Consider the following 24,819-nt stretch of genomic DNA (forward strand, 5'->3'; position numbering starts at 1 on the left):
TCCAAACACAGCCTACCGCCATGTCCCCGACCCGCACTTCCCGTGGCCGCCTTCCGGTCGCGCGCCCCCTCGTTGCCGCTCTTTCCGCCCTGTTGCCGCTGGTAGCAGCCGCCCAGGAAACTCCCGCTGCCAAGGATCCGGTTGCCCTCGATGCCCTGCAGGTGACCGCGCAGCGCCGCGTCGAGAACGCCAAGGACGTACCGGTCGCACTGAGCGCGATCCAGGGCGAGAAGCTGGATGTGCTCGGTTCGGCCGGCGATGACATCCGCTTCCTGGCCGCGCGCGTGCCCAGCCTCAACATCGAGTCGTCCTACGGCCGTGCCTTCCCGCGCTTCTACATCCGCGGCCTGGGCAACACCGATTTCGACCTCAATGCCTCGCAGCCGGTGTCGCTGGTGTACGACGACGTGGTGCAGGAAAGCCCGCTGCTGAAGGGCTTCCCGCTGTTCGACCTGGCCAACGTGGAAGTGCTGCGCGGCCCGCAGGGCACGCTGTTCGGCCGCAATACCCCGGCCGGCGTGGTCAAGTTCGATTCGGCGCGCCCGTCGCAGGATGCCGACGGTTACGTGCGCGTGGGCTATGGCAGCTACAACAGCTGGAACGTGCAGGGTGCCTACGGCGGCCCGCTGACCGATCGCTGGTCGGCACGCGTCTCGGCCATCTACCAGCGCCGCGATGACTGGGTCGACAACACCCGCGCCGGTGCGCCGAACAGCGGTTTCGAAGGCTATGACGAAGCCGCCGGCCGCGTGCAGTTCCTGTACGAAGGCGATGACTTCGAAGCGCTGTTCAACCTGCACAAGCGCAAGCTCAACGGTACCGCCCGCCTGTTCCGCGCCAACATCATCCAGAAGGGTGGCAACGGCCTGGTCGAGAACTTCGACCGCGACAAGGTGGCCAACGACGGCGTCAACTTCTCCGATCTGGAAACCTGGGGCGGCAGCGCGCGCCTGCAGTGGAACCTCGGCTCGGTGACCCTGCACTCGATCACCGGTTATGAAACCGCTGAATCGCTCAACCGCGGCGACATCGACGGTGGCTACGGCGAGGCATCGCTGGGCGCCGGCAACTATGGGCCGGGCTTCATCCCGTTCTCGTCCGAGTCGGCCGACGGCCTGCCGCACCACCGCCAGTGGACGCAGGAATTCCGCGTCGAATCCAACGAATGGGGCCGCTTCGACTGGCAGGCCGGTGTCTTCTACTTCGACGAAGACGTGACCATCAACAACTTCAACTACAACTCGTTGAAGCCGGGCAACCCGCAGACCGGCCATGTGGTGCAGAACCAGCGCAACAAGGCATGGGCGGTGTTTGCCTCGGGTGACTTCGATGTCACCGACCGCTTCAAGCTGCGTGCCGGCGTGCGCTACACCCAGGACAAGAAGGACTTCAACGCCAGCGTGCTGCAGGCCGTGCCGTTCGGTACCCCGGTCAGTGGCCCGTATGTGGCCAACACCGACGTCAACGACGTCAGCTGGGATGTCAGCGGCGTCTACAAGCTGACCGACAACGTGAATGCCTACGCCCGCGTGGCCAAGGGCTTCCGTGCGCCGTCGATCCAGGGCCGCCTGGCCTTCGCGCCCGGCCTGTCGCAGGCCGATTCGGAGAAGGTGATCTCGTACGAAGCCGGCATCAAGGCCGACCTGTTCGAGCGTCGCGCGCGCCTGGGCCTGAGCGTGTTCCGCTACAACGTTGACGGCCAGCAGCTGATCGCCGTGGGTGGCACCAACAACACCGCCACCCTGCTCAATGCCGACAAGACCATCGGCCAGGGCGTGGAACTGGACCTGGAAGCCTACCTGGCCGACAACGTCCTGCTGACCTTCGGCAGCAGCTACAACGACACCGAGATCAAGGACAAGGATCTGGCGGTGGCGATCTGCGGTGGTGGCTGCACCATCAACGACCCGACCACCGTCATCAACGGCGGCACCTATGCGCTGGTCAACGGCAATCCGCTGCCGCAGGCGCCGAAGTGGATCCACAATGCGACCCTGCGCGTCGGTTTCCCGCTCAGCGATGGCAGCGAGCTGTATGCCTACACCGACTGGGCCTACCGCAGCGCGGTGAACTTCTTCATCTACGAGTCGCCGGAGTTCCGCGGCCGTAGTTCGCTGGAAGGCGGCCTGCGCCTGGGCTACAACTGGGATTACGGCCAGTACGACGTGGCTGTGTTCGGCCGCAACCTGACCAACCAGACCCGCGTGGTCGGTGCGATCGACTTCAACAACCTGACCGGCTTCCTCAACGAGCCGCGAACCTGGGGCGTGGAGTTCACCGCGAAGTTCTGATGCGGTGGCTGCGGTAATGCAATGAAGAAGGGCCGGCGCAATGCCGGCCCTTCTGCTGTATGGGGTCAGAGCCCTTTCCTGCGGAAAGGGATTCGACCCCGGAGCATCACTTACAGCGCGCTCTGCGGGCGCACCTTCAGCACCGCATTCTCGGTGGCGCAGTCGCGGCTGGAGTGCCGACCAGCCTTGCGCGCCGCCTCGATCTCCTTGCGTGCGGCCAGCAGGTCCTTGTTGAACGCAGCGTTGTCGTGCAGGCGGGCCACGGCGGCGGCGCCCATGAAGCGGCCTTCGAGGATGTCGCTCTGCCAGTGCACGTTGCACACCAGGCGGCTCTCGCCGTAGTTGCGGCCGCGCGCCTGGATGGCATCGGCGCGATCCGGCGCGATCTCCGACAGGATCAGGGCCCAGGCCCAGCCGATCGAGGTGTGGCCAGAGGGGTAGGAGCCGTTCTTGCGCAGGCCGTCCTCGTCCTTCGGCGAGCAGGTCGGCTCACCATTGACCATGAATGGGCGCGGGCGCTGGTAGTGATTCTTGGCAGCCTTGGTCGCCGCGCTGGCGTCGATCCGGCTGCGCTCCAGCAGTCGGTACAGCGCCGGTGTCTTCACAGCATCGATGTCGATGTCGGCGGCGCAGGAGAAGTGGTTGGCGCCTTCGGGGAAGCCGAGTTCCGCATCGACACCGGCCTGGGCGAAGCGCGGGCTGCCACGCAGCGCGCGGGCTTCACGGCTGACCTGTTCGTCCAGGGCGAGGGCGGCCGAACCGGCCACCGGCGGTGCCGGCACCAGGTCGAGGCTGGCCGGTACCGCGCTCTTGTCCAGATAGCCCACCGCCTTGGTGGTGGTGTTGGCTTCGACGGCGGTCGGCTTGGCGACGGTGGCGGCACAACCGGCCAGGGCCGCGATGACGGCAAGGCCGAGCAGCGGGCGGGCAGGGTGGGAAATCAGCGACATGGACAGGCTCCGGGAGAGAAAACAACGCGCCATGATCGCAGCCCGAATACGACACCGCAGTGGCCATCGGTCATATGGCCAGACCCGGCATGGTCATCGCAGCAGTATCAGCAGCAGTATCAAAAGCGTCATCAAGTGACGTCAGTCTTCTGAATCCGGGCGCAGCGCACGGACTTTCACGCGACTGCGCCGCGAGCATCGGCACAACGGCACGCACCAGGAGCCGTCCAGTTCCAGCCGGGTCGGGGGGATCCGCAGACAGAGGGAGAGAAGCGATGCGCAGCACCGCAACAGGAAGTACCGTCCTGGCCCTGCTCCTCGGGCTGGCAGCCGCCCCGGCGCAGGCCGCCGACGTGGTCGGCGTGGCCTTCGTGCATGGCACCGGCGCGCAGACCAACGCCACCCAGGACTACTGGCAGCCGGCCATCATCGACACCGTGCGCCAGGGCCTGCCGAACAGCAGCAACTATGTGGTCATCAACTGCGACTTCACCCAGTACATGTGGAAGCCGGAGGCCGCCGGCTGCCTGGCCAACCAGCTGACCCGCTTCATCGACAGCCGCGGCATCACCCAGCTGGTGGTGATCACCCATTCCAACGGCGGCAACGTGGTGCGCTGGATCCTGTCCAACCCGACCTACGACAGCCGCTACCCGAAGATCATCCGCACGGTGCGCAAGGTCACCGCGCTGGCGCCGTCCTCGGCCGGCACGCCGCTGGCCGATGCGGTGCTCAACGGCAACACCTTCGAAACCTCGCTGGGCTGGCTGCTGGGCTACAAGAACGACGCGGTGCGCCAGCAGCAGGTGGCGAGCATGGCTACCTACAATGCGCAGAACCTGTACGGCACCGCAGGCCGTCCCGCCCTGCCCAAGCCGTTCCGTGCGGTGGTCGGCAGCGACGTGGAATCGGCGGTGTGGGACAGCAACAGCTACTGCGGTGGCTACGCCGCCAATGTCGGCCTGGAGTTCACCCAGAACTGGCTGTCGTCCTGCTCCGATGGCTTCCTGGAGTGCAGCAGCCAGAAGGCCGCCGGCACCACCTGGTTCACCGACAAGGCGCGTACCCAGGGCGCGGAACCGCTCAGCCACAACCAGAGTCGCCGCGAGTGCTTCGGCCTCGGCACCCTGCTGCGCAACGACCTGACCCAGTGAGGGAGACGACCATGACGATTCATTCCACCCTGCTGGCCGGCGCCGTCCTGGCAGTGCTGTCCCTTCCCGCAGCGCAGGCCGCGCAGCTGCTGCAGGCCGCCCGTGCAGGCGATCAGGTGCCTGCCGCCCTGGTGGCCGCGCCGCTGCCCGCCGATGAAAGCGAACACGCGCCGTTGTCCTTTGCCTGGGCGCTGGACCCGGCACAACCGCTGCAGGCGGCCACGCCGTATGCCTCGGTCAGCCGCAGCTACTGGCAGCAGGTCGATGGTACGCAGCTGCAGCGCGGCGTGGACTTGCCGCTGACCGCTGCCGATGCGGTGATCCAGCTGAGTCCGGCCGAAGGCGCGCGTGCAGTGCCGGCCAACACGTTGCAGGTGCGCGACCCGGCCGGCCGCAGCAGCGTGGCGCGCAGTGTCGACGCGCGCGCGCTGCAGCAGGCCGGCATGCCGGTGAGCGATGGCAGCAGCATGCTGCGCACCGGCGCGACCAGTGCGGCCGGTGCGTACACGCTGCAGAGCACGCAGGCACAGGGCCGCTACGTGGTGCAGGTGCTGGAGCCGAACAGCCCGCTGCGGCTGGAAGTGCAGGCCAACCAGGCGCAGGTGCTGGCCGGTGGCAACGTGCAGCTGCAGGCACGCTTGCTGGAAGACGGTGCCACCACCGCGCAGATGGCCTCGCGCCGCGGCAGCCTGGGCGGTGAAGCCCTGCTGGTCGCACCGGATGGACGCAGCTGGCCGCAGCGGTTGCTGCGCACCACTGATGGCAGCCTGCGCGCGCAGGTGCGGATCCCGGCCGACGTCGGCACCGTGCAGGGGCTGTGGGAACTGCAGGTGTTCGCCCAGGCCGATGGCGTGCTGCGCGATGGCAAGGTGGCCTTCGCGGTGGCACGGCCGACCGCGCGCTTCAGTGGCCAGGCGGTATCGGACCCGGCCAGCCGCCAGGTGGCGCTGCCGCTGCAGGTGGCTGCAGCGGGCCGCTACGAGGCGCGTGGCACGCTGTATGCCACTGCCCGCGATGGCCAGCTGAAGCCGGTTGCACAGGCGCACGCGGCGGCGTGGTTCGATGGCCCGGGCGCAGGCCAGCTGGTGCTGCCGTTCGGCCAGGCCGCATTGCCGGCTGGTTTTGGTGCGCCGTACGAGCTGCGCGACCTGCAGCTGCAGGACCAGAGCCGGATGGCACCGATCGAGTCGCGCGCGCTGGCGTTGAAGTTCTGAGCAAGGGTGCAGCGGGCCGGGTTCCGGCCCGCTGTACCGTTTTCTGTAGAGCCGAGCCTATGCTCGGCTCTACAGTGGCATGTCGATTATCCCGCGTACGCGGTCAGCCGGCCTTCCTGCTCGCATACGGTGATCGCGCCACCGAACACCGCCGACAGCGGTTCGTTGCGCAGCAGCTCGGCGCGGGTGCCATCGGCCAGCACACGGCCATCGCGCAGCAGCACCACCCGCTCGATTTCGGGAATGATCTCTTCGATGTGGTGGGTCACCAGCACCAGGGTGATGCCCTGCTGGGCCAGTACCCGCATGGTCGCCACCAGCTGTTCGCGGGCGACCAGGTCCAGCCCGGTGGACGGTTCGTCCAGCAGCAGTGCCTGTGGCCGATTGACCAGCGCGCGCGCGATCAGCACGCGGCGGGTCTCGCCGGCCGACAGCTCGGCGTAGGCACGCTCGCGCAGGGACAGCGCGCCGGTCATCGCCAGTGTCTCGCCGACGCGTGCACGCATGTCGGCGGTCACCTCGCGGAAGGCGGGCACCACGTAGCTGGCAAAGAAGCCGGACAGCACGGCCTGTTCCACGGTCAGCCCCGGCATGTCGGCCAGGTTGCTGCTGAGGTCGCCGGTGACGATGCCCAGCTGCGAGCGCAGCCGGTCCACCTGCCAGCGGTTCTGGCCCAGCACCTTCACTGCCACCGAGCCGTCGCCCTGCGCCAGCGGGTACAGCTCGCGGGTGATCAGTTTGATGAAGGTCGACTTGCCGCAGCCGTTGGGGCCGAGCAGGGCGGTGTGCTGGCCCTGTGCAATGCGCAGGCTGAGCCCGTGCAGCACCTTCACCTGGCCGCGCACCACGGTGGCGCGGTCCAGTTCGATCAACGGGGGCAGCTCCGCGATGGGCGGGGCCGCAGTCATGGTGCTGGCGCGTGGATCAAGGCTCGACAACTCAGGTCCCCAACTGTGAACGGTGCCACGGATGGCGATGCGAAGCACCGCCGCAGGGATGCAGTTTGCAACGCAAGCGCCCATGATGTCTGCCATCCCCGCGTCGATCCGGAGCGCTGCCATGCCTGATGCCCTGATGTCCCTGTTGACCGGTGGTGTGCTCGGCCTGGGCGGGTGGGCGATGCTGGCGGTGCTGCTGGTCTTCACCCAGATCACCATCTTCTCGGTGACCCTGTACCTGCATCGCAGCCAGGCCCATCGCGGGGTCGACTTCCACCCGGCGCTGGCCCATGTATTCCGCTTCTGGCTGTGGCTGACCACCTCGATGATCACCCGCGAATGGGTGGCCATCCACCGCAAGCACCACGCCAAGGTGGAGACCGAGGACGACCCGCACAGCCCGGTCACCCGTGGCATCGGCAAGGTGTTCTGGCATGGCGTGGAGCTGTACCGCGAAGCGCGCGGCATGCGCGCGGACATCGAGCAGTACGGGCGTGGCACCCCGGATGATGCGATCGAGCGCCGCCTGTACACCCCGCACGCCACGCTGGGGCCGGTGCTGTTGTTCGCGATCAATACCGTGTTGTTTGGCCTGCCCGGCGTGGCCCTGTGGGCTGTCCAGATGGCGTGGATCCCGTTCTGGGCAGCCGGCGTGGTCAATGGCCTGGGCCACTGGTGGGGCTACCGCAACTACGAGTCCGCCGATACCTCCACGAACCTGACGCCGTGGGGGTTCTGGATCGGTGGCGAGGAGCTGCACAACAATCACCATGCCTTCCCCAGCTCGGCGCGCTTCGCGATGCGGCGCTGGGAGTTCGACATTGGCTGGAGTGCGATCCGCCTGCTGCAGGCGCTGCGCCTGGCCAAGGTGCTTCGCGTTGCACCGGCCATGGACGTACGCCCGAACATCGCGGTGCCCGATGCCGAAACCCTGAAGGCGCTGCTGTCGCACCGCTTCCAGGCGATGACCGACTACCAGCGCAACGTGTTCATGCCGGCCCTGCGCGAGGAAGCGGCACAGGCCGGGGCCAAGCTGCGCCGCCTGCTGCCGCGCCGGCTGCGCCGTGGCCTGGTCAACGACGGTCGCTGGTTGAAGCCGGACAGTCGTGCCCAGCTCAGCGCATGGGTGGCACAGCGCCCGCGCATCCGCACCCTGGTCGAGTACCGGGGGCGCCTGGCCGCGCTGCTGGAAGCGCGCGGCCACGATGCGGCCGAGCGCCTGCATCAGCTGCAGGCCTGGTGCCACGAGGCCGAGGAAAGTGGCATCGCCGCGCTGCAGGCCTACGCCGCGCGATTGAAGGGCTACAGCCTGGTGGGCGCGTGAGGGCAAGGTACCGACTTCTGCTGGTGGCGCTGTTGCCGGGTGCGGCGCTGGCCCAGGTCACCGATACCGCCAGCTATCTGCAGCGGATGGACAGCGATGGCGACGGCCGGGTAAGTGAATCCGAGTACGTGCAGTGGATGCTGTATGCCTTCGACCGCATGGACCGCAATGGTGATGGCGTGCTGACGGCCGAGGAGCTGCCCGGTGGCAAGGGCAGGGCGATCAGCCGCGAGCAGCAGCGGCAGGTGATCGTGAAGCGCTTCCACACGCAGGATGCCAACGGTGATGGCGTCCTGGATGCCCGTGAACTGGCGGCGCCGCCACGCTGACTCTGCACCGTCGCCGGTGCCATGCCCGGCGGCTTCGCATGGCCCGGCGTAGAATCACCGCATGCCTGAACTGCCCGAAGTCGAAACCACCCGCCGCGGCCTGGCGCCGCACCTGCAGGGTCGGCGCGTGCATGGCGTGATCCTGCGCCGGGCCGATCTGCGCTGGCCGATTCCGCCGGAAGTGGCCGAGCTGCTGCCGGGCCAGCGCATCGAGGAGATCCGTCGCCGCGCCAAGTACCTGCTGCTGGACACCGCCGTCGGCAGCGCGGTGCTGCACCTGGGCATGTCCGGCAGCCTGCGCGTGCTGCCGGGCGATACCCCGCTGCGCGCCCACGACCACGTCGACATCAGCCTGGACAACGGCCGCCTGCTGCGCTTCAACGACCCGCGCCGCTTCGGCAGCCTGCTGTGGCAGCCGGCCGGTGAGATCCATCCGCTGCTGCAGGGGCTGGGCCCGGAGCCGCTGGATGATGCCTTCGACGGGGACTACCTGTTCGCCCGCAGCCGCGGCCGCAGCGCGCCGGTGAAGACCTTCCTGATGGACCAGGCGGTGGTGGTGGGCGTGGGCAACATCTACGCCGCCGAAAGCCTGTTCAGGGCTGGCATCAGTCCGCTGCGCGAAGCCGGGAAGATCTCGCGCGAGCGCTACCAGCGGCTGGCTGACGCGGTGAAGGAGATCCTCGGCTACGCCATCACCCGTGGTGGCACCACCCTGCGCGACTTCATCAGCCCCGATGGCGCGCCGGGCTACTTCGAGCAGGAGCTGCTGGTGTACGGCCGCGATGGCCTGCCGTGCCCGAACTGCGGCCGCGCACTGAAGCACGCCACCATCGGCCAGCGCGCGAGCGTCTGGTGCAGCCACTGCCAGCGCTGAGCCGGGTGGCCAGCGGCAGCTGAACGGGCAGGGCGCGTCTCCGCTGCCCGTTAACGTTTGTCTGCCTATGATGGCCGACCTTCCCTCTGTGCCTGACGCGCCTGCATGCAACGACGCGACTTCATCCGCAATGCCTCCCTCGCCCTGGCTGCATTCGGCCTGCCGTCCCTGCCCGCGTGCGCGGCCAGCAAGAGCGGCCAGATGGGCCTGCGCCGCCTCGGCCAGCCGCAGCCGTTCGACTTCGCCACCCTCAAGGGCCAGGCGCGCGCGCTGGCACAGGCGCCCTACAAGAGCCACAAGCGGGTGCTGCCGGGCCGTCTGGAAGGGCTGGACTGGGACCAGTACCAGTCGATCGGTTACCGCCAGGATCATGCGCTGTGGGCCGACCAGCCGGGCAAGTTCCAGGCCAAGTTCTTCCATCTGGGCCTGTACTTCCACTCGCCGGTGCGCATGTTCGACGTGGTCGACGGCAAGGCGCAGGAGCTGGCCTATGACGGCGCAGCGTTCAACTACGGCAAGAGCGGCATCAAGGACGGCGAGCTGCCGGCCGACCTCGGTTTCGCCGGGTTCCGCCTGAACACGCGCAAGGACACCGACCGCGACTTCGCTGCCTTCCTCGGCGCCAGCTACTTCCGCGCCGTTGGCAAGGAGGGCCAGTACGGTCAGTCGGCGCGTGGCCTGGCGATCGACACCGGCATGGGCAAGCCGGAGGAATTCCCGGACTTCATCGCCTATTACCTGGAGCAGCCGTCGGCCGATTCGGAGACGATCGTGGTCTACGGCCTGCTGGATTCGCCCAGCGTGGCCGGCGCCTATCGCTTCGCGATCACCAATGGCGACGTGCTGCTGATGGACATCGACAGTGCGCTGTACCCGCGCAAGGCGATCGAGCGGTTGGGCATCGCCCCGTGCACCAGCATGTACCAGGTGGGTGAGAACGACCGTCGCATGGCATGGGACTGGCGCCCGGAGATCCACGATACCGACGGCCTGTCGCTGTGGACCGGTGCCGGCGAGTGGATCTGGCGGCCGCTGCTGAACCCGCGCAACCTGCGTTTCAACATGTTCGTGGACCGCAACCCGCGCGGTTTCGGCCTGCTGCAGCGCGACCGCAACTTCGACCACTACCAGGACGACGGCGTGTTTTACGAGAAGCGCCCGTGCCTGTGGGTGGAGCCGAAGGGCGAGTGGGGCGAGGGTTCGGTGCAGCTGGTGGAGATTCCCACCGTGGACGAGACCTTCGACAACATCGTGGCGTTCTGGAACCCGAAGGAAAAGCCGCAGCCGGGCCAGGAGCTGCTGGTCGGCTATCGCCTGTACTGGGGCGCCGAACCGCCGGCACGGCCGCCGCTGGCGCACTGCGTGGCCAGCCGCACCGGCCTGGGCGGCGTGGTCGGCAAGAAGCGCGAGTACTTCAGCTGGCGCTTTGCGGTGGACTTCGAAGGCGGCGAACTGGCCGGGCTGATCGACAAGGGTGAGGTCGAGGCGGTGGTTGAAGCCAACCGTGGCCGGGTCGAGATCGTGTCGGCGCGCCCGCTGCGCGAGATCAACGGCTACCGCGCGATGTTCGACCTGGTGCCGCCGGAAGGCAGCACCGAGCAGATCGACATCCGCCTGTTCCTGCGCAGTGGCGGCAAGACCCTCACCGAGACCTGGCTGTACCAGTACACCCCGCCGCCGGCCGGTGCGCCGGAGCGCACGCTGTACTGAGTGGTTTGGGATTGCAGGGCTTGCAGCCCTGCACCCGCTTCAAGCCAAGGCAACGTCAAATGCGTGCATTCCGTGGGATGGCGGGGTGGGTCCGGTTGCGGGGGACGCTGCAAGTACGTCCCTGTAAGCTCGGTCGCCGCATCCATGCGGCTCACGCCCCCGCAACCGGACCCACCCCGCCTTCGACAGACCTCCGCGATCTGTCGGAACAGCTCATGGGGTCAGATCCGTTTTCCGAAGGAAAACGGATCTGACCCCACGGAATTTCATTCGATATCTGACAACAGATGTGTCGACCAAGGTCGACACCTACCAACAGCCGCAGAAATCTGTCAGAGGTGGGGTGGTGTCGGAGTGCGGGGTGTCAGCCGCATGGATGCGGCTGCCAAGCTTACAGGGACGTACTTGCAGCGTCCCCGCACTCCGACACCGCCCCGCCATCCCACGGAATGCCCGCTGTTGCCGTTGCTTCGGCTTGAAGCAGGTGCAGGGCTGCAAGCCCTGCAAAAGAACACCCCTTACAGCGGCAGGGGCGCCTGCGCCGGATCGATCCGCCCTTCGCCGCGGGTGATCTTCTTGAACTCGGCGCGGCTGACCGACACGTAGCGGTCGTTGCCGCCGATCTCCACCTGCGGGCCGTCCTGTACCGCGTGGCCATGCTCGTCCACGCGCACGGTCATCGTCGCCTTCTTGCCGCTGTGGCAGATGGTCTTGATCTCCTGCATCTCGTCGGCCCAGGCCAGCAGGTACTGGCTGCCTTCGAACAGCTCGCCGCGGAAGTCGGTGCGCAGGCCGTAGCACAGCACCGGAATGCGCAGCTGGTCGACCACCTCGCTGAGCTGCCAGACCTGGGCGCGGGTCAGGAACTGCGCCTCGTCCACCAGCACACAGCCCATCGGCCCGTTCGTCGCCAGGTCCTGCTCGACCCAGCGTTGCAGGTCGGTGTCACGATCGAAGGCCATGCCCTCGGCGCGCAGGCCGATCCGCGAGGCGACCACGCCGGCGCCGGCACGATCGTCCAGGCGCGGGGTCAGGATCGCCACCCGCATGCCGCGCTCGCGGTAGTTGTGAGCGCTCTGCAGCAGGGTGGTGGTCTTGCCGGCGTTCATCGCCGAATAGTAGAAGTAGAGCTTGGCCATCGACGGATTGTACGCCGCAGCTCCGCTCCGCCGAAGCCGTTCAGCAACCCCGCCGGCGGCCCGCTGTGGTCGTCACCCGGCCCCGCTACAATCCCCATCCCATGCACGGTCTCAATCCCCCCCAAGCCGCCGCCGTCCTGCACATCGAAGGTCCGTTGCTGGTGCTCGCCGGCGCGGGCAGCGGCAAGACGCGCGTGATCGTGGAAAAGATCGCCCACCTGATCGGCTGTGGCCGTTATCCGGCGCGCCGCATCGCAGCGATCACCTTCACCAACAAGTCGGCCAAGGAAATGCGCGAGCGTGTGGCCAAGCGCCTGCGCGAGCAGGATGCCGACGAGGTGACCATCTGCACCTTCCATGCGCTGGGCCTGAAGTTCCTGCAGATCGAACACGCCGCCGTGGGCCTGAAGCGTGGATTCTCGATCTTCGATGCCGACGATGCCGCTGCGCAGATCAAGGACCTGATGTATGGGGCCAAGCCCGACGACATCGAGGACATGAAGAACCTGGTGTCGCGCGCCAAGAACGCCGGCCTGTCGCCCGAACAGGCGATGGCCGCCGCGCGCAGCAACCGCGAGAAAGAAGCGGCCAGTGTCTACGAGCGTTACCAGCTGCGCCTGACGGCGTTCAACGCGGTCGACTTCGATGACCTGATCCGTTTGCCGGTGCAGATCCTGGAGGAAAATCCGGAGATCGCGCTGGCCTGGCGTGAGCGCATCGGCTACCTGCTGGTGGACGAATGCCAGGACACCAACGACGCGCAGTACCGGCTGCTCAAGCAGTTGGCCGGTGACAAGGGCAACTTCACCTGCGTGGGCGATGACGATCAGTCGATCTACGCCTGGCGCGGCGCCAACCCGGAAAACCTGCAGCAGATGGGGCGTGACTACCCCGCGCTGGAAATCATCAAGCTGGAGCAGAACTACCGCTGCTCCAACCGCGTGCTGCGCGCCGCCAACGCGCTGATCGCCAACAATCCGCATGAGCACCTGAAGAAGCTGTGGAGCGACCAGGCCGACGGCGAACGCATCCGCGTGTGGGAATGCCGCAACAGCGAACACGAAGCGGAAAAGGTCGCCGCCGAAATCGCCTTCGTGGCGCAGTCGCGCAACGTGCCGTGGAGTGATTTCTGCATCCTGTTCCGTGGCAACTTCCAGTCGCGCCCGCTGGAAAAGGCGATGCAGCTGCTGCGCATTCCCTACCACCTGACCGGCGGCACCATGTTCCTGGAACGCCAGGAAGTGAAGGACACGCTGGCCTGGCTGCGCCTGCTGGTGAACCCGGACGACGACACCGCGTTCATGCGCGCGGTGCAGTCGCCCAAGCGCGATGTGGGTGCCGGTACGCTGGCCAGGCTGGCCGAGCTGGCGCAGGAAAAGGACATGCCGATGGCGCATGTGGCCGAGACCATCGGCGCCCTGCAGCAGTTGCCGCCGCGCGCGGCCAACAGCCTGGCGCGCTTCACCGACATCCTGCGCGACCTGCGTGCACAGATGCGCCAGGTGACGTCCGGCGACATGATCCGCAAGGTGGCCAAGGAATCGGGGTTGCTGAGCGAGCTGCGCCAGCAGGCCAAGGAAGAGGCCAGCTACCAGCGTCGCGCAAACAACATCGAGGAACTGGCGCAGTGGTTCGAGGGCGGCCCGCGCGGTGCAACCGCCGCCGACCTGGCCGGCCAGCTGGCGCTGCTGTCGCGCAGCGACAAGGACGAGGGCGGCAACCAGGTGCGCATGATGACCCTGCACGCTTCCAAGGGCCTGGAATTCCCGTACGTGTTCATCGTCGGCTGCGAAGACGGCGTGCTGCCGCACCAGGTGAGCCTGGACGAAGGCAACCTGCAGGAAGAACGGCGCCTGCTGTACGTGGGCATCACCCGCGCCAAGATCCAGCTGTGGATGAGCTACAGCAAGCTGACGCGCAAGTTCGGCGAGCATGTGCGGCTGAAGCCGAGCCGGTTCTTCGAGGAGATTCCGGCCGAGGAGATCCAGCGCGATGGCGCGGACCCGGTGGCGGATGCGGCGCGGAAGAAGGAGCGCGCGACGGCGGGGTTGGCCGCGATCGAGGCGCTGTTCGATTGAGGATCGAAAAGCCACTAAAGTGGTATTCCAATCCGTCCGATTGACGCTTCTGGCCTTGAGCCTGCATCGGGTTAAGGCCTAGTGTGAGCGCACCCGAAGTGCGCGCCGTGTCTTTCATCGTGTCCAACGATATTCCTGCTGTTCTCACCCGTACCTTCCTCGGGCTGGGCCTGGTCCTGCTTGTTTCAGCGCTTCTGGCCTACGTTGGGGCCAGGCGCTTCCTCGATGCGGCGGTCATTGCCGATGGCAGGATCACCCATGTGGATGCCGTCAGCGTTGATCGCGGTGGTTCGCGCACTTCAGGGGTGAAGTTCCTGTACTGGGTGGACTTCACTACCAGCAGCGGGCAAGTGATGCGGTTCTTCGCAGGTCGTACCCGCCATCGTGCCTACATGACGGGCGATCATGTAGATGTGCTGTACCTGCCGGACCGCCCGGACAAGGCCCTGGTGCGTTCGCTCTCATCACCCTGGGGCCTGAGCGTCATACTGGGAGTGACCGGCGGCCCATTCTTGCTGGGGGTGGGAATTCTGCACCTGCCGCAGGCGGCGAGGGCATGGCGGCGCAGGCAGCTCCTTCGCCACGGGACACGGGTGCAAGCCAAGGTCCGGGCGATCAAGCGCGATCGCGGAGTATTTTCGGGGGGAAGGCATCCGTTCGTCATCGTCTGCGCCTGGCGCGATCCTGAAACCACTCGATGGCATGTCTTCCACAGTGCGTATCTCTGGGCCGATCCCCGTGCACAGGTGAGTGGGCGTGAACTGGATGTCCATGTCATGCCGGGCAAACCGCGCTACTACCATGTCGATATCTCCTTCATTCGATCAGCGCCAGCACCTGCACGCTGATCGATCAACCCGGCCAGCACCATGCCCACCCTCCTCAGATGTTTTTTGCTGTTTTTCTTTGCCGTGGGCCTGCTGATCCTTCTGGCCGCCGCCTGGCTGTTCGTGGACGTCCAGCGTTTCGCGAGCAAGGCCGTTTCCGTAACCGGAACGGTGGTGGCCGTCCAGGCAGAGGATGCCCGGTCGGAAATGGAGGGGATGCCCGCACGTGACATCACCCTGCATCGCCCGGTGGTGAGGTTCCAGACCGCACAGGGGCAGATGATTCAGTTCACCGCGTCCTTTGCTACCGGGGCACCACTGTACGTGGTCGGCGAACAGGTACAGGTGCTATATCCCGGCGGCATGCCTTCCAAGGCTCGTATCCAGCACCCGGGATTGCGCTGGGGCGCACCGCTGCTGTTGGCGCTGATGGGCATGGGGTTCTGCCTGATCGCCGCATGCGTCCATCGCCTGTGCGTGCGCTACTGGCCGATCCTGTTCGGCCAGCGTGACGGGGCATGTGGCTAGGCTGGGCATCGTAGTGGCCCACGTGGCCTGAGCGTGCTGCACGGCGGGCGCTGGCGTTGCAAAATCGAGGTATTCCTTCCGGAGCCCACCCATGCATCCCATCGAAAGCGAACGCCTGCGGCTGCGCCGCCTGGAACCAGACCGGGATGCTGCGCCGATGCTGGCATTGCTCAATGATCCAGGCTTCGTGCGCTTCATCGGCGACCGCAACGTGCGCGACGAAGAACAGGCACGCGAGTACATTGCGCTGCGGGTGCTGCACAGCTATGCGTTGAATGGCTTCGGCATGTATGCCATCGAGCGGTTGTCCGATGGTGCCTGGCTGGGCAACGCCGGGCTGGTGCGGCGGGATGGCCTGCCGGGGCCGGACATCGGCTATGCGGTGCTGTCGGAATTCGCCGGGCAGGGCTATGCCGGTGAGGCGGCACGCGCGGTGTTCGCGCATGCGCGTGGAGCGCTGGGCCTGCACGATCTGTATGGCATCACCGATCTGGACAACGTGGTGTCCGGGAAGATCCTGCAGGGCCTGGGTATGCAGACGCGCGGGGTGATCCAGTTGCCGGGCGTGGACAGCCCGAGCCGGTTGTATGCAACGCCCGGTGCGGCGCAGGTCTGACCCTTGATGTTGGTAGGTGCCGACTGCTGGCCGGCACAGTAGCGGCTGATGGTAGGTGCCGACCGTTGGTCGGCACTATTCAGATGCAGTGCCGACCAACGGTCGGCACCCACCCCCTCAACCGCGCAGTTCGGCCAACTGTGCCTGCAGTTCGGCCACCGCCGCTTCCAGCTGGGCCACGCGCTCGGCCAGGCCCGGGTCGGCCGCATCGCTGCTGCCACCGCCGCTGCTGGCGTACTTCGCCGCCAGCGCCGCGCCGTCCACTTCGCCGCACAGCAGGTGCATGTAGCGGTCTTCGCGCTGGCCGCTGGCGCGCGGCAGCACCACCAGCAGCGCGCGCTGCTGCAGGCGATCGATGGCGTGGCGGGCCTCGTCGGTGTCGGCGAAGCGGTGCAGGCGTTCGCTGCGCGTGACCAGCTCGCCCAGCGTCTGCGGCCCACGCAGCAGCAGCAGCGCCAGCAACACGGTCTGCTGCCGGGTCAGGTCCAGCGCGGCCTGCAGGCGGTGCTCGTAGCGGTCCGCGCGCGAGGAGAAGTGCTGGCGGGCCAGGCCCAGCGCCTCCAGCTGGCGCAGCGCATGTTGCACGCTGCCGGCATCGACGTTCATCACCGGCTCGCGGGCGGTCTTCTGGTTGGCGGCCGATTGGGCGGCATTGACGGTCAGCGGATAGGTGTCCGGGGTGGTCGCCTCCTTCTCCACCAGGCAGCCCAGCAGGCGGGCCTGCACGGCGTCGAGCAGGGGGACGTCGGGGGTCTGGGTGGAATCGGTCATGGCGGCCTCCGGAAGGGCAACGGGTCAACCGCCAAGCATAGCCGTCCCGGGACCGCCTTTGCCGGTAAAATGCGCCGGTATATCTGATTGCCGGTGAATCCATGCGTCGTCCCGTTTCCCTGTCCCTGACCCTGCTCGCCACTGCGGCGCTGGGCCTGTCTGCCTGCAAGCGCGTGGATGCGCCTGCCGCTGAAGCCGCTGCACCGGAGGCCCCGGCCGCCGCTGCCAAGGCGGACGGCGCGCTCGATCCCACTGCCAATGACAACCTCAATGCAGTGCTGTGGATGCAGCGCGCGCAGGAGTACAAGGCGATCACCGAGCAGACCTACCGCGCCGCCGCCGACCACCTGGACGCCGCGCTGAAGGAAGCCCACTGGGATGCGCTGGTGCCGGAAGAACGCGGCAACGAGGCCAAGGGCCTGAAGCCGGCCGTGGTGCTGGACGTGGACGAGACCGTGCTGGACAACTCGCCCTACCAGGCGCGCCTGGTGCGCGACGGCAAGGAATACGACGAGCTGACCTGGGACCAGTGGGTGGCCGAAAAGAAGGCCAAGGCCATTCCGGGCGTGGTCGATTTCGCCAAGGCCGCCAACGCCAAGGGCGTGACCCTGCTGTACATCTCCAACCGCGCCGTGCACCTGAAGGACGCGACCCTGGCCAACCTGCGCGAGCAGGGCCTGCCGGTGGCCGACGACAGCGTGTTCCTGGGCCTGGGCACCGTGGTCGAAGGCTGCGAGCAGGCCGGCAGCGAGAAGAACTGCCGCCGCCGCCTGGCCGGGCAGAAATACCGCGTGCTGATGCAGTTCGGCGACCAGCTGGGCGATTTCGTCGAAGTGACCGCCAACACCAACGACGGCCGTGACGCGCTGCTGCAGCAGTACCACGACTGGTTCGGCGAGCGCTGGTGGATGCTGCCGAACCCGACCTACGGCGGCTTCGAGCCGGCGCAGTTCAACAACGACTACAGCCAGTCGCGCCAGGCCCGCCACGACGCCAAGCGCGCTGCCCTGGACTACGCACCGTGAGCCGCGCGCCGCTGCCGCTGCGCGACGACGAGCGCCTGATCTTCGCGCTGGACGTGCCTGACCGCGTGCAGGCGCTGGAGTGGGTCGACCGCCTTGGCGACAGCGTGGCGTTCTACAAGATCGGCATGGAACTGCTCGCCTCCGGCGAGTACTTCCAGGTGCTGGACGAGCTGGCCCGCCGCGACAAGCGCGTGTTCGTCGACCTGAAGTTCTTCGACATCCCGGCCACCGCCGCGGCGGTGATCAAGCGCCTGTCGCAGTGGCCGGTCAGCTACGCCACCATCCATGGCTGGCACCCGGCGATGATGGAAGCCTGCACCGCCGCCAACAGCAGCGACATGCGCCTGCTGGCGGTGACCGTGCTGACCTCGATGGGCCGTCCGGACCTGGCCCAGATGGGCATCGACCGTGAGCCGGTGGACGTGGTGGTCGAGCGCGCGCTGGCCGCGCAGGCGGCCGGCATCGATGGCGTGATCGCCTCGGGCCAGGAAGCCGGCCCGATCCGTGCCGCTACCGGCGCCGGGTTCTCGATCGTCTGCCCGGGCATCCGCCCCGGTGGCCCGGTCGGCGATGACCAGAAGCGTACCGTTGGCGTGGCCCAGGCCTTTGCCGATGGCGCCGATGCCATCGTGGTCGGTCGCCCGATCCGCCTGGCGGCCGATCCGCAGGCCGCGGCCCGGGCCATCCAGCAGGAAATCACGTCGGCGCTGGCTGCGCGCTGAGATTCCGCTGCGCAGGCTGCAGGCCCGAACGCCAACCCGACCCGCGCGGGATGGCGTTTTTGCATCCGTCCACCAGCGGTTGTGCCCGAATCGCCGCAAATCCTGCCGTAGATTTCATGGCCTCCATGCGAAGCGTCGGGTTCATCAATAAAATCAATGTCTTATACGGAACTACGTGAAGTGTTGCCTTAACTTGAGCGGCAGCGTAGGATCGCCGCCATCCGGTCCTCGGACCGGACATGTGCCACAACACTGTCCACCGGCCCCGCGCCGGCTTGAAGAGCCTGTGATCCCCGTGATCCCGGCTCTTTTTTTATTCCGATCAGTGACTTGCACAAGCAACAGCGGAAACCGTGACGTCCCGGCTTGCCGCTGTCACGTCGCAGGCCGCAAGATGCGGACCGGTCCGGGGAGTCCGAGTGCATGAGCGTGGCAGTGCGAGGAAGGTCTGCGCGTGGATGGGGGCTGGCAGCCATGCTGCTGCTGGCAGTGGCGGCGTGCCGTGAACCGGCCAACGATCCGGCCAGGCCGGCGGCCGAACCGGTTGCGGCGGTGCAGGCGATGGCCCTACGCCTGGCCGAGGACGATCTGGTCGGCTATGCGAAGCTGTCGGTACCGCCGAGCCAGTACCAGCGCCTGCAGCAGGCCTGGACCGAGGGCCACAGCCAGTGGCCGCTGACCGAGCTGCCGCTGGGTGACCAGCTGCTGCCGATGCTGGCCGCGCTGCGCGCGCCCAATGCCAGCGCCGAACTGCAACACAGCTTCGACCGCCAGCTGGCCGGCCAGGCCGGTGCCGTGCGCCAGGCCGCGCAGTCGATGGGCAACTTCGGCGTGCAGTACCTGCGCCATCAGAAGGGCTACACACCGGGCCAGCAGGCGCATTACATCGCACTCGTCGAAACCCTCGCCAGCTGGGCGCAGGGGGCACCGATCAGTGACCGCGCCCGCGCGCGCAGCACCATCGCCGCGCTGGTCGGCGCAGCCAGCAAGGTCGGCTTCGACGATGAGGCCGGCATGCAGGCCGCGGGCATGGAAGGCAGCCTGCAGCAGCTGGCGCCGTTCATCCACACCCTCAAGGCGGTGCTGGGCAGCTACGGGCTGGGCGTGGACGATGCGCTGCGCAGCGTGCGCGGTGAGCTGCTCTCGGTGCAGGGTGACAATGCGCTGGTACGCCTGCACTACGACCTGGCTGGCCGCGAAATGACCCTGCAGCTGCCGCTGAGCCGTCGCGAGGGCCACTGGTACCTGACCCGCACCCTCGCCGACACCGACGCGTTGCTGCGCAAGGCCGATGCGGCCCGCGCCGCTGCGTCGCCGTCACCGGTTGAAGCCCCCACCGAGGGCGGGGAAGCGGCAACGCCGCCGCCTAAGCCATAATGGCGCCGATGTCGAAACAGAACCCGCTGCCGTTCCCCGGCGAAGAATCCCAGTCGACGCCCGCCGATACGGTGCCGGCGTCCCCCTCGACCGGTACCGGCCCGAACCCGGTACCGCCGCCCGCGCACGCGCGTCCGGCCGGCCGCCGCCCGTTGTGGGCTCGCCTGCTGGGCCGCCTGGTCGAGCCGTGGCTGTCGCTGAAGATCGAGCCGGAAGACCCGGGCCAGTACAACGATGGCCGCCCGGTCATGTACGTGCTGGAAGACTACGGCCTGTCCAACGCGCTGATCCTGGACAAGGCCTGCCGTCAGGCCGGCCTGCCGTCGCCGCTGGTGCCGCTGGCCGGTGACCCGACCGGCCGCAAGCGCGCCTACCTGGCGCTGTCGCGGCGCAGCTCCAGCAACTCGCTGATCCCCGAACAGCGGGGTGCCAAGACCCATTCCGATTCGCTGGCCAAGGTGCTGCAGGCCCATCGCGTGCGCGATGACCTGGACGTGCATCTGGTGCCGGTGTCGATCTTCGTCGGCCGCGCGCCGGACAAGCAGAGCGGCTGGTTCGCGGTGCTGTTCTCGGAAAACTGGGCGCTGGTCGGCCGCTTCCGCCGCCTGCTGGCGGTGCTGCTCAACGGCCGCAGTACCATCGTCCGCTTCGCCCCGCCGATCTCGCTGCGCAGTACCGTGGACGAAGGCCTGGAGCCGGAGCGCACGGTACGCAAGCTGCAGCGCGTGCTGCGTACGCATTTCCGCCGCATCCGTGAATCGGTCATCGGCCCCGACCTGTCCACCCGCCGCCTGCTGGTGGACCAGGTGCTGGCGGCCGAACCGGTGCGCGAAGCGATCGCCTCGCAGGCCAAGCGCGACAACTCGAAGCCGGCCGACGCCTGGAAGAAGGCGCACGCCTACGCCTGGGAAATCGCCGCGGACTACTCCAGCCCGGTGGTGCGTTCGGCCAGCTTCATGCTCAGCCACGTGTGGAACCGCATCTATGCGGGCGTGCTGGTGCACCACCTGGACAAGTTCAAGGCCGCCGCACCGGGCCACGAAGTGGTCTACGTGCCCAGCCACCGCAGCCACATGGACTACCTGCTGCTGTCCTACCTGCTGTACGACCGTGGCATCGTGCCGCCGCACATCGTGGCCGGCATCAACCTGAACCTGCCGGTGGTCGGCACCCTGCTGCGCAAGGGCGGTGCGTTCTTCATCCGCCGCTCGATCCGTGGCAACGCGCTGTACTCGGCCGTGCTCAGTGAGTACGTCGCGCAGCTGGTGGCCGGTGGCTACTCGCTGGAGTACTTCGTCGAAGGCGGCCGCTCGCGTACCGGCCGCCTGCTGCAGCCCAAGGGCGGCATGATCTCGATGACGCTGCGTGCGTTCCTGCGCCAGCCGCGCAAGCCGGTGCTGTTCCAGCCCATCTACATCGGCTACGAGAAGCTGATGGAGGGCGGCAGCTACCTGGACGAACTGTCCGGCCGGCCGAAGGAGAAGGAATCGATCTGGTCGCTGCTGTGGGGCATCCCCAAGGTGCTCAAGCAGAACTACGGCCAGGTGGTGGTGAACTTCGGCGAGCCGATCGCGCTGAACGACGTGCTGGCCGAGAAGGCCCCGGAGTGGAAGGGCGAGGCGGTGTCCGAGGACGAGAAGCCGGCGTGGCTGTCGACCACGGTGGATACGCTGGCCGAACGCATCCAGGTGCGCATCAATGGCGCCGCCGACGTCAACCCGATCAACCTGCTGGCGCTGGCCCTGCTGTCCACGCCGAAGCACGCGATGGGTGAGGCCGACCTGATCGCGCAGATCGAGCTGTGCAAGACGCTGCTGGTCGAGATGCCGTATTCGGACCGGGTGACGGTGACCCCGCATTCGCCGGAGCGGATCATCGCCCATGCCGAGGAAATCAACGTCCTCACCCGCGTCAAGCACCCCCTGGGCGATGTGCTCAGCGTCAGCGGCGATACCGCGGTGCTGCTGAGCTACTTCCGCAACAACGTGCTGCACCTGTTCACCGCCTCGTCGTGGGTGGCCTGCTGCTTCCAGAACAACCGCCGCATGAGCCGCACCGGCCTGGTCCAGCTGGGCCGCACGGTGTACCCGTTCCTGCAGGCCGAGCTGTTCCTGCCGTGGAGCGAGGACGAGTTCGCCCAGCGCATCGACCAGACCATCGACGTGTTCGTGCGCGAGGGCCTGCTGCAGAACGTCAACGATGACGACGGTGGAATCCTGGCGCGCAACACCGGGCAGACCGACGAAGTATTCCGCCTGCGTGCGATTGGCCATTCACTGCAGCAGGCGTTCGAGCGCTACTACATCGCCATTTCGGTGCTGGTGAAGAACGGCCCGGGCGTGCTGGGTGCGGCCGAGCTGGAAAGCCTGTGCCAGCAGGCGGCGCAGCGTCTGAGCCTGCTCTATGCACCGGCCGCGCCGGAGTTCTTCGACCGCACCCTGTTCCGTGGCTTCATCCAGAAGCTGCGCGAGCTGCGCCTAGTGTGGCCGGACGAGAACAGCAAGCTGCTGTTCGACGAGCGCCTGGATGCCTGGGCCAAGGACGCCAAGTTCATCCTCGGCCGCGAGCTGCGCCACACCATCGAACGGGTCAGCCCGGAAGCGGCACGCCCGGACGAGCCGGCGCCGCAGGATTGAAGGTAGCGCCGGGCATGGCCATGCCCGGCGAACGGCATGCCAACCAAGGTTGGCATCTACCAGGGGCGAAGCAGTAGATCCACGCCATGCGTGGATGGGCCACCGCTCAGGCCGGCTCGTCGGGAATCTGCAGGCTTTCCAGCCTGGCGATGCAGTCCTTCAACTGCAGCTTGCGCCGCTTCAGGCGCTTGGCTTCCAGTTCGTCCTCGCCATTGGCGGCCATGCGGGTGATCTGTTCATCCAGCAGGCGGTGCTCGGCGCGCAGGGCGGCGAGGTGCTCGACGATCTCGGCGGGGCTGTAAGTGTCCACAGCCTCCGAGCATACACAGCGATGATGACTGCCGGGAGAGGGGAATCCCGACCCCCGGCCGTGGCCGCTCCGAGCCGTTAGAATGGAACCCATGAGTGCCGTGATTTCCCTTCCCGATCCCCTGCCGCGTTCCCAGCCGCGCGCCGCCCGCGATCCGCGCGTGGCCGAGCGCGAGCAGCACAAGCTGGCCAAGCGCCTGCGCCGCCAGGTCGGTGAGGCGATTGCCGACTTCGGCATGATCGAGGCCGGCGACAAGGTCATGGTCTGCCTGTCCGGCGGCAAGGACAGCTACACCCTGCTGGACGTGCTGCTGCAGCTGCAGAAGAAGGCGCCGGTGCCGTTCGAGCTGGTGGCGGTGAACCTGGACCAGAAGCAGCCAGACTTCCCCGAGCACGTGCTGCCGGAGTACCTGGCAGGGCTGGGCGTGCCGTACCACATCATCGAGCAGGACACCTATTCGGTGGTCAGCCGGGTCATTCCGGAAGGCAAGACGATGTGCTCGCTGTGCTCGCGGCTGCGTCGTGGTGCGCTGTACAACTACGCCGAAATCCATGGCTTCACCAAGATCGCGCTGGGCCACCACCGCGACGACATGGTGGCCACGTTCTTCATGAACCTGTTCCACCACGCCAAGCTGTCGGGCATGCCGCCGAAGCTGCGCAGCGATGATGGCAAGCATGTGGTGATCCGGCCGCTGGCCTACGTGCGCGAGAGTGACATCGTCGAGTACGCGCAGGCGCGCCAGTTCCCGATCATTCCCTGCAACCTGTGCGGCAGCCAGGAGAACCTGCAGCGCCGCCAGGTCGGCCTGATGCTGAAGCAATGGGAAAAGGACCACCCCGGCCGCATCGAGCAGATCGCGCGCGCCATGGGTGAAGTCCGGCCCTCGCAGCTGGCTGACACCACCCTGTTCGATTTCATGGCGCTGGGCCGTCGCGACGACGCGCCGCTGCCCGACGCCCATGCCTGGCTGGCCGGCTCCCCGGCCGACGCCGACGCAGATCCCGAGACGCCCGCCGTTTAAGGTCGGCCGCCCTTCCTCTTTGCCATCCGGAATTCCATGTTCTTTCGCAACCTGACGTTCTTCCGTTTCCCGACCACCACCGATTTTTCCGAAGTCGACACCCTGCTGCCGCACGCCCTGCTGAAGCCGGTCGGCGCGCTGGAAATGAACTCGCGCGGTTTCATCTCGCCGTTCGGCCGCGAGGAGAAGGAGCTGCTCTCCCACCGCATCGCGGAGCACCTGTGGCTGACCGTGGGCGGGGAGGACAAGATCCTGCCGGCGGCGGTGGTCAACGACCTGCTCGAGCGCAAGCTGGAGGAGATCGAGGAGAAGGAAGGCCGCCGCCCGGGTGGCCGCGAGCGCAAGCGCATGAAGGACGACCTGCTGCATGAACTGCTGCCGCGCGCCTTCGTGAAATCCTCGCGCAACGACGCCTTCATCGACCTGCAGCACGGCTACGTCGCGGTGGACACCTCCAGCCGCAAGACCGGCGAGTACTTCATGTCCGACATCCGCGGCCTGCTCGGCAGCTTCCCGGCGATGCCGCTGAACGCCGAAGTCGCGCCGCGCTCGATCCTGACCGGCTGGATCGCCGGCGAGCCGCTGCCGACCGGGCTGAGCCTGGGCGAAGAGTGCGAGATGAAGGACCCGGTGGAAGGTGGCGCGGTGGTCAAGTGCCAGCACCAGGAGCTGCGCTGCGACGAGATCGACAAGCACCTGGACGCCGGCAAGCAGGTGACCAAGCTGGCGCTGATCTTCGAGGACAACCTGTCCTTCGTGATCGGCGACGACCTGATCGTGCGCAAGCTGAAGTTCCTCGACGGTGCCCTGGACCAGCTGGAGCATGCCGACGAAGATGGCCGCCGCGCCGAGTTCGACGCCCGCTTCGCCCTGCAGAGCGCCGAGATCCGCCGCCTGTTCCTGTTGCTGGAAGAAGCCTTCAAGCTCAGCAAGGCTGACTGAACAGGCAGCCCGACGGCCGCCGGTCATCCGGCGGCCCGAA

22 protein-coding genes are annotated in these 24,819 nt (G+C 67.3%); 17 read left to right on the forward strand and 5 right to left on the reverse strand.

What is annotated here, in order from left to right:
- The first annotated feature begins 20 nt into the window (after window positions 1-20).
- Window positions 21-2,291: a TonB-dependent receptor gene (locus AC5P8D_RS19130; RefSeq protein WP_312662059.1), complete on the forward strand. Its 2,271-nt coding sequence runs from the start codon at window positions 21-23 to the stop codon at window positions 2,289-2,291.
- Window positions 2,292-2,401: 110 nt separating this feature from the next.
- Here the strand turns inward: AC5P8D_RS19130 and AC5P8D_RS19135 are convergent, their stop codons facing one another.
- Complete coding sequence (locus AC5P8D_RS19135) at window positions 2,402-3,241, reverse strand: acid phosphatase (RefSeq protein WP_126559612.1); 840 nt, start codon at window positions 3,239-3,241, stop codon at window positions 2,402-2,404.
- Between the two features lie 275 nt (window positions 3,242-3,516).
- Here AC5P8D_RS19135 and AC5P8D_RS19140 point away from each other — a divergent pair, with 275 nt between their 5' ends.
- Window positions 3,517-4,395 carry a lipase family protein gene (locus AC5P8D_RS19140; RefSeq protein ID WP_049453901.1) on the forward strand — a complete coding sequence of 293 codons (879 nt, stop codon included), beginning with the start codon at window positions 3,517-3,519 and terminating at the stop codon, window positions 4,393-4,395.
- Window positions 4,396-4,406: 11 nt separating this feature from the next.
- A complete protein-coding gene (locus tag AC5P8D_RS19145) occupies window positions 4,407-5,609 on the forward strand; it encodes a DUF4785 domain-containing protein (protein ID WP_043397767.1) in 1,203 nt (400 codons plus the stop codon).
- Between the two features lie 86 nt (window positions 5,610-5,695).
- Here the strand turns inward: AC5P8D_RS19145 and AC5P8D_RS19150 are convergent, their stop codons facing one another.
- Window positions 5,696-6,517, reverse strand: coding sequence for an ABC transporter ATP-binding protein (locus AC5P8D_RS19150; protein WP_019338123.1), 822 nt, complete (start codon window positions 6,515-6,517; stop codon window positions 5,696-5,698).
- A 151-nt stretch (window positions 6,518-6,668) separates the two neighbouring features.
- Here AC5P8D_RS19150 and AC5P8D_RS19155 point away from each other — a divergent pair, with 151 nt between their 5' ends.
- From AC5P8D_RS19155 to AC5P8D_RS19170, 4 genes are all read left to right on the forward strand, one after another.
- Window positions 6,669-7,871: a DesA family fatty acid desaturase gene (locus AC5P8D_RS19155; RefSeq protein WP_272773886.1), complete on the forward strand. Its 1,203-nt coding sequence runs from the start codon at window positions 6,669-6,671 to the stop codon at window positions 7,869-7,871.
- Window positions 7,868-8,200, forward strand: a complete 333-nt coding sequence (locus tag AC5P8D_RS19160) for an EF-hand domain-containing protein (RefSeq protein WP_019338125.1) — start codon at window positions 7,868-7,870, stop codon at window positions 8,198-8,200. Before AC5P8D_RS19155 ends, AC5P8D_RS19160 begins: the two co-directional genes overlap by 4 nt.
- Before the next feature lie 61 nt (window positions 8,201-8,261).
- On the forward strand, window positions 8,262-9,074 hold the full coding sequence (gene mutM / locus AC5P8D_RS19165; RefSeq protein WP_495203576.1) for a bifunctional DNA-formamidopyrimidine glycosylase/DNA-(apurinic or apyrimidinic site) lyase: 813 nt from the start codon (window positions 8,262-8,264) through the stop codon (window positions 9,072-9,074).
- A gap of 105 nt (window positions 9,075-9,179) precedes the next feature.
- Entirely contained in the window at window positions 9,180-10,784 is a 1,605-nt protein-coding gene (locus tag AC5P8D_RS19170; RefSeq protein ID WP_414614517.1) for an OpgD/OpgG family glucan biosynthesis protein, read from the forward strand.
- A gap of 518 nt (window positions 10,785-11,302) precedes the next feature.
- On the opposite strand, the gene AC5P8D_RS19175 is transcribed toward AC5P8D_RS19170, so the two are convergent.
- Window positions 11,303-11,923, reverse strand: a complete 621-nt coding sequence (locus AC5P8D_RS19175) for a thymidine kinase (RefSeq protein WP_010487338.1) — start codon at window positions 11,921-11,923, stop codon at window positions 11,303-11,305.
- A gap of 101 nt (window positions 11,924-12,024) precedes the next feature.
- Here AC5P8D_RS19175 and AC5P8D_RS19180 point away from each other — a divergent pair, with 101 nt between their 5' ends.
- The 4 genes from AC5P8D_RS19180 (at window position 12,025) to AC5P8D_RS19195 (ending at window position 15,972) form a co-directional block, all read left to right on the forward strand.
- Window positions 12,025-14,001: a UvrD-helicase domain-containing protein gene (locus tag AC5P8D_RS19180; protein WP_109814672.1), complete on the forward strand. Its 1,977-nt coding sequence runs from the start codon at window positions 12,025-12,027 to the stop codon at window positions 13,999-14,001.
- Between the two features lie 83 nt (window positions 14,002-14,084).
- Window positions 14,085-14,849 (forward strand): DUF3592 domain-containing protein, encoded by a 765-nt coding sequence (locus tag AC5P8D_RS19185; protein ID WP_157805993.1) that lies wholly within the window; start codon window positions 14,085-14,087, stop codon window positions 14,847-14,849.
- A 21-nt stretch (window positions 14,850-14,870) separates the two neighbouring features.
- Window positions 14,871-15,356, forward strand: a complete 486-nt coding sequence (locus AC5P8D_RS19190) for a DUF3592 domain-containing protein (RefSeq protein ID WP_100049978.1) — start codon at window positions 14,871-14,873, stop codon at window positions 15,354-15,356.
- A gap of 91 nt (window positions 15,357-15,447) precedes the next feature.
- Complete coding sequence (locus AC5P8D_RS19195) at window positions 15,448-15,972, forward strand: GNAT family N-acetyltransferase (RefSeq protein ID WP_100447289.1); 525 nt, start codon at window positions 15,448-15,450, stop codon at window positions 15,970-15,972.
- 117 nt (window positions 15,973-16,089) lie between these two features.
- Here the strand turns inward: AC5P8D_RS19195 and AC5P8D_RS19200 are convergent, their stop codons facing one another.
- Window positions 16,090-16,743: a YceH family protein gene (locus AC5P8D_RS19200; protein ID WP_010487332.1), complete on the reverse strand. Its 654-nt coding sequence runs from the start codon at window positions 16,741-16,743 to the stop codon at window positions 16,090-16,092.
- 101 nt (window positions 16,744-16,844) lie between these two features.
- Between AC5P8D_RS19200 and AC5P8D_RS19205 the strand changes: the two genes are divergently transcribed.
- From AC5P8D_RS19205 to plsB, 4 genes are all read left to right on the forward strand, one after another.
- A complete protein-coding gene (locus AC5P8D_RS19205; RefSeq protein ID WP_197654923.1) occupies window positions 16,845-17,768 on the forward strand; it encodes a 5'-nucleotidase, lipoprotein e(P4) family in 924 nt (307 codons plus the stop codon).
- Window positions 17,765-18,490: an orotidine-5'-phosphate decarboxylase gene (pyrF, locus tag AC5P8D_RS19210; RefSeq protein WP_217014722.1), complete on the forward strand. Its 726-nt coding sequence runs from the start codon at window positions 17,765-17,767 to the stop codon at window positions 18,488-18,490. The genes AC5P8D_RS19205 and pyrF overlap by 4 nt, the downstream gene beginning before the upstream one ends.
- 423 nt (window positions 18,491-18,913) lie before the next feature.
- On the forward strand, window positions 18,914-19,867 hold the full coding sequence (locus tag AC5P8D_RS19215; protein ID WP_329766180.1) for a hypothetical protein: 954 nt from the start codon (window positions 18,914-18,916) through the stop codon (window positions 19,865-19,867).
- Window positions 19,867-22,503, forward strand: a complete 2,637-nt coding sequence (gene plsB, locus AC5P8D_RS19220; RefSeq protein ID WP_029380147.1) for a glycerol-3-phosphate 1-O-acyltransferase PlsB — start codon at window positions 19,867-19,869, stop codon at window positions 22,501-22,503. Before AC5P8D_RS19215 ends, plsB begins: the two co-directional genes overlap by 1 nt.
- Before the next feature lie 106 nt (window positions 22,504-22,609).
- On the opposite strand, the gene AC5P8D_RS19225 is transcribed toward plsB, so the two are convergent.
- Window positions 22,610-22,813: a YdcH family protein gene (locus AC5P8D_RS19225; RefSeq protein ID WP_005421068.1), complete on the reverse strand. Its 204-nt coding sequence runs from the start codon at window positions 22,811-22,813 to the stop codon at window positions 22,610-22,612.
- Between the two features lie 91 nt (window positions 22,814-22,904).
- Between AC5P8D_RS19225 and ttcA the strand changes: the two genes are divergently transcribed.
- Together ttcA and AC5P8D_RS19235 are read left to right on the forward strand one after the other, a co-directional pair.
- Window positions 22,905-23,837: a tRNA 2-thiocytidine(32) synthetase TtcA gene (ttcA, locus tag AC5P8D_RS19230; protein ID WP_180836268.1), complete on the forward strand. Its 933-nt coding sequence runs from the start codon at window positions 22,905-22,907 to the stop codon at window positions 23,835-23,837.
- Window positions 23,838-23,873: 36 nt separating this feature from the next.
- Window positions 23,874-24,779 (forward strand): recombination-associated protein RdgC, encoded by a 906-nt coding sequence (locus tag AC5P8D_RS19235; protein WP_005411825.1) that lies wholly within the window; start codon window positions 23,874-23,876, stop codon window positions 24,777-24,779.
- The last annotated feature ends 40 nt before the right edge of the window (window positions 24,780-24,819 follow it).

Source organism: Stenotrophomonas sp. YJH_SMC_101-4 (genome assembly GCF_059370395.1).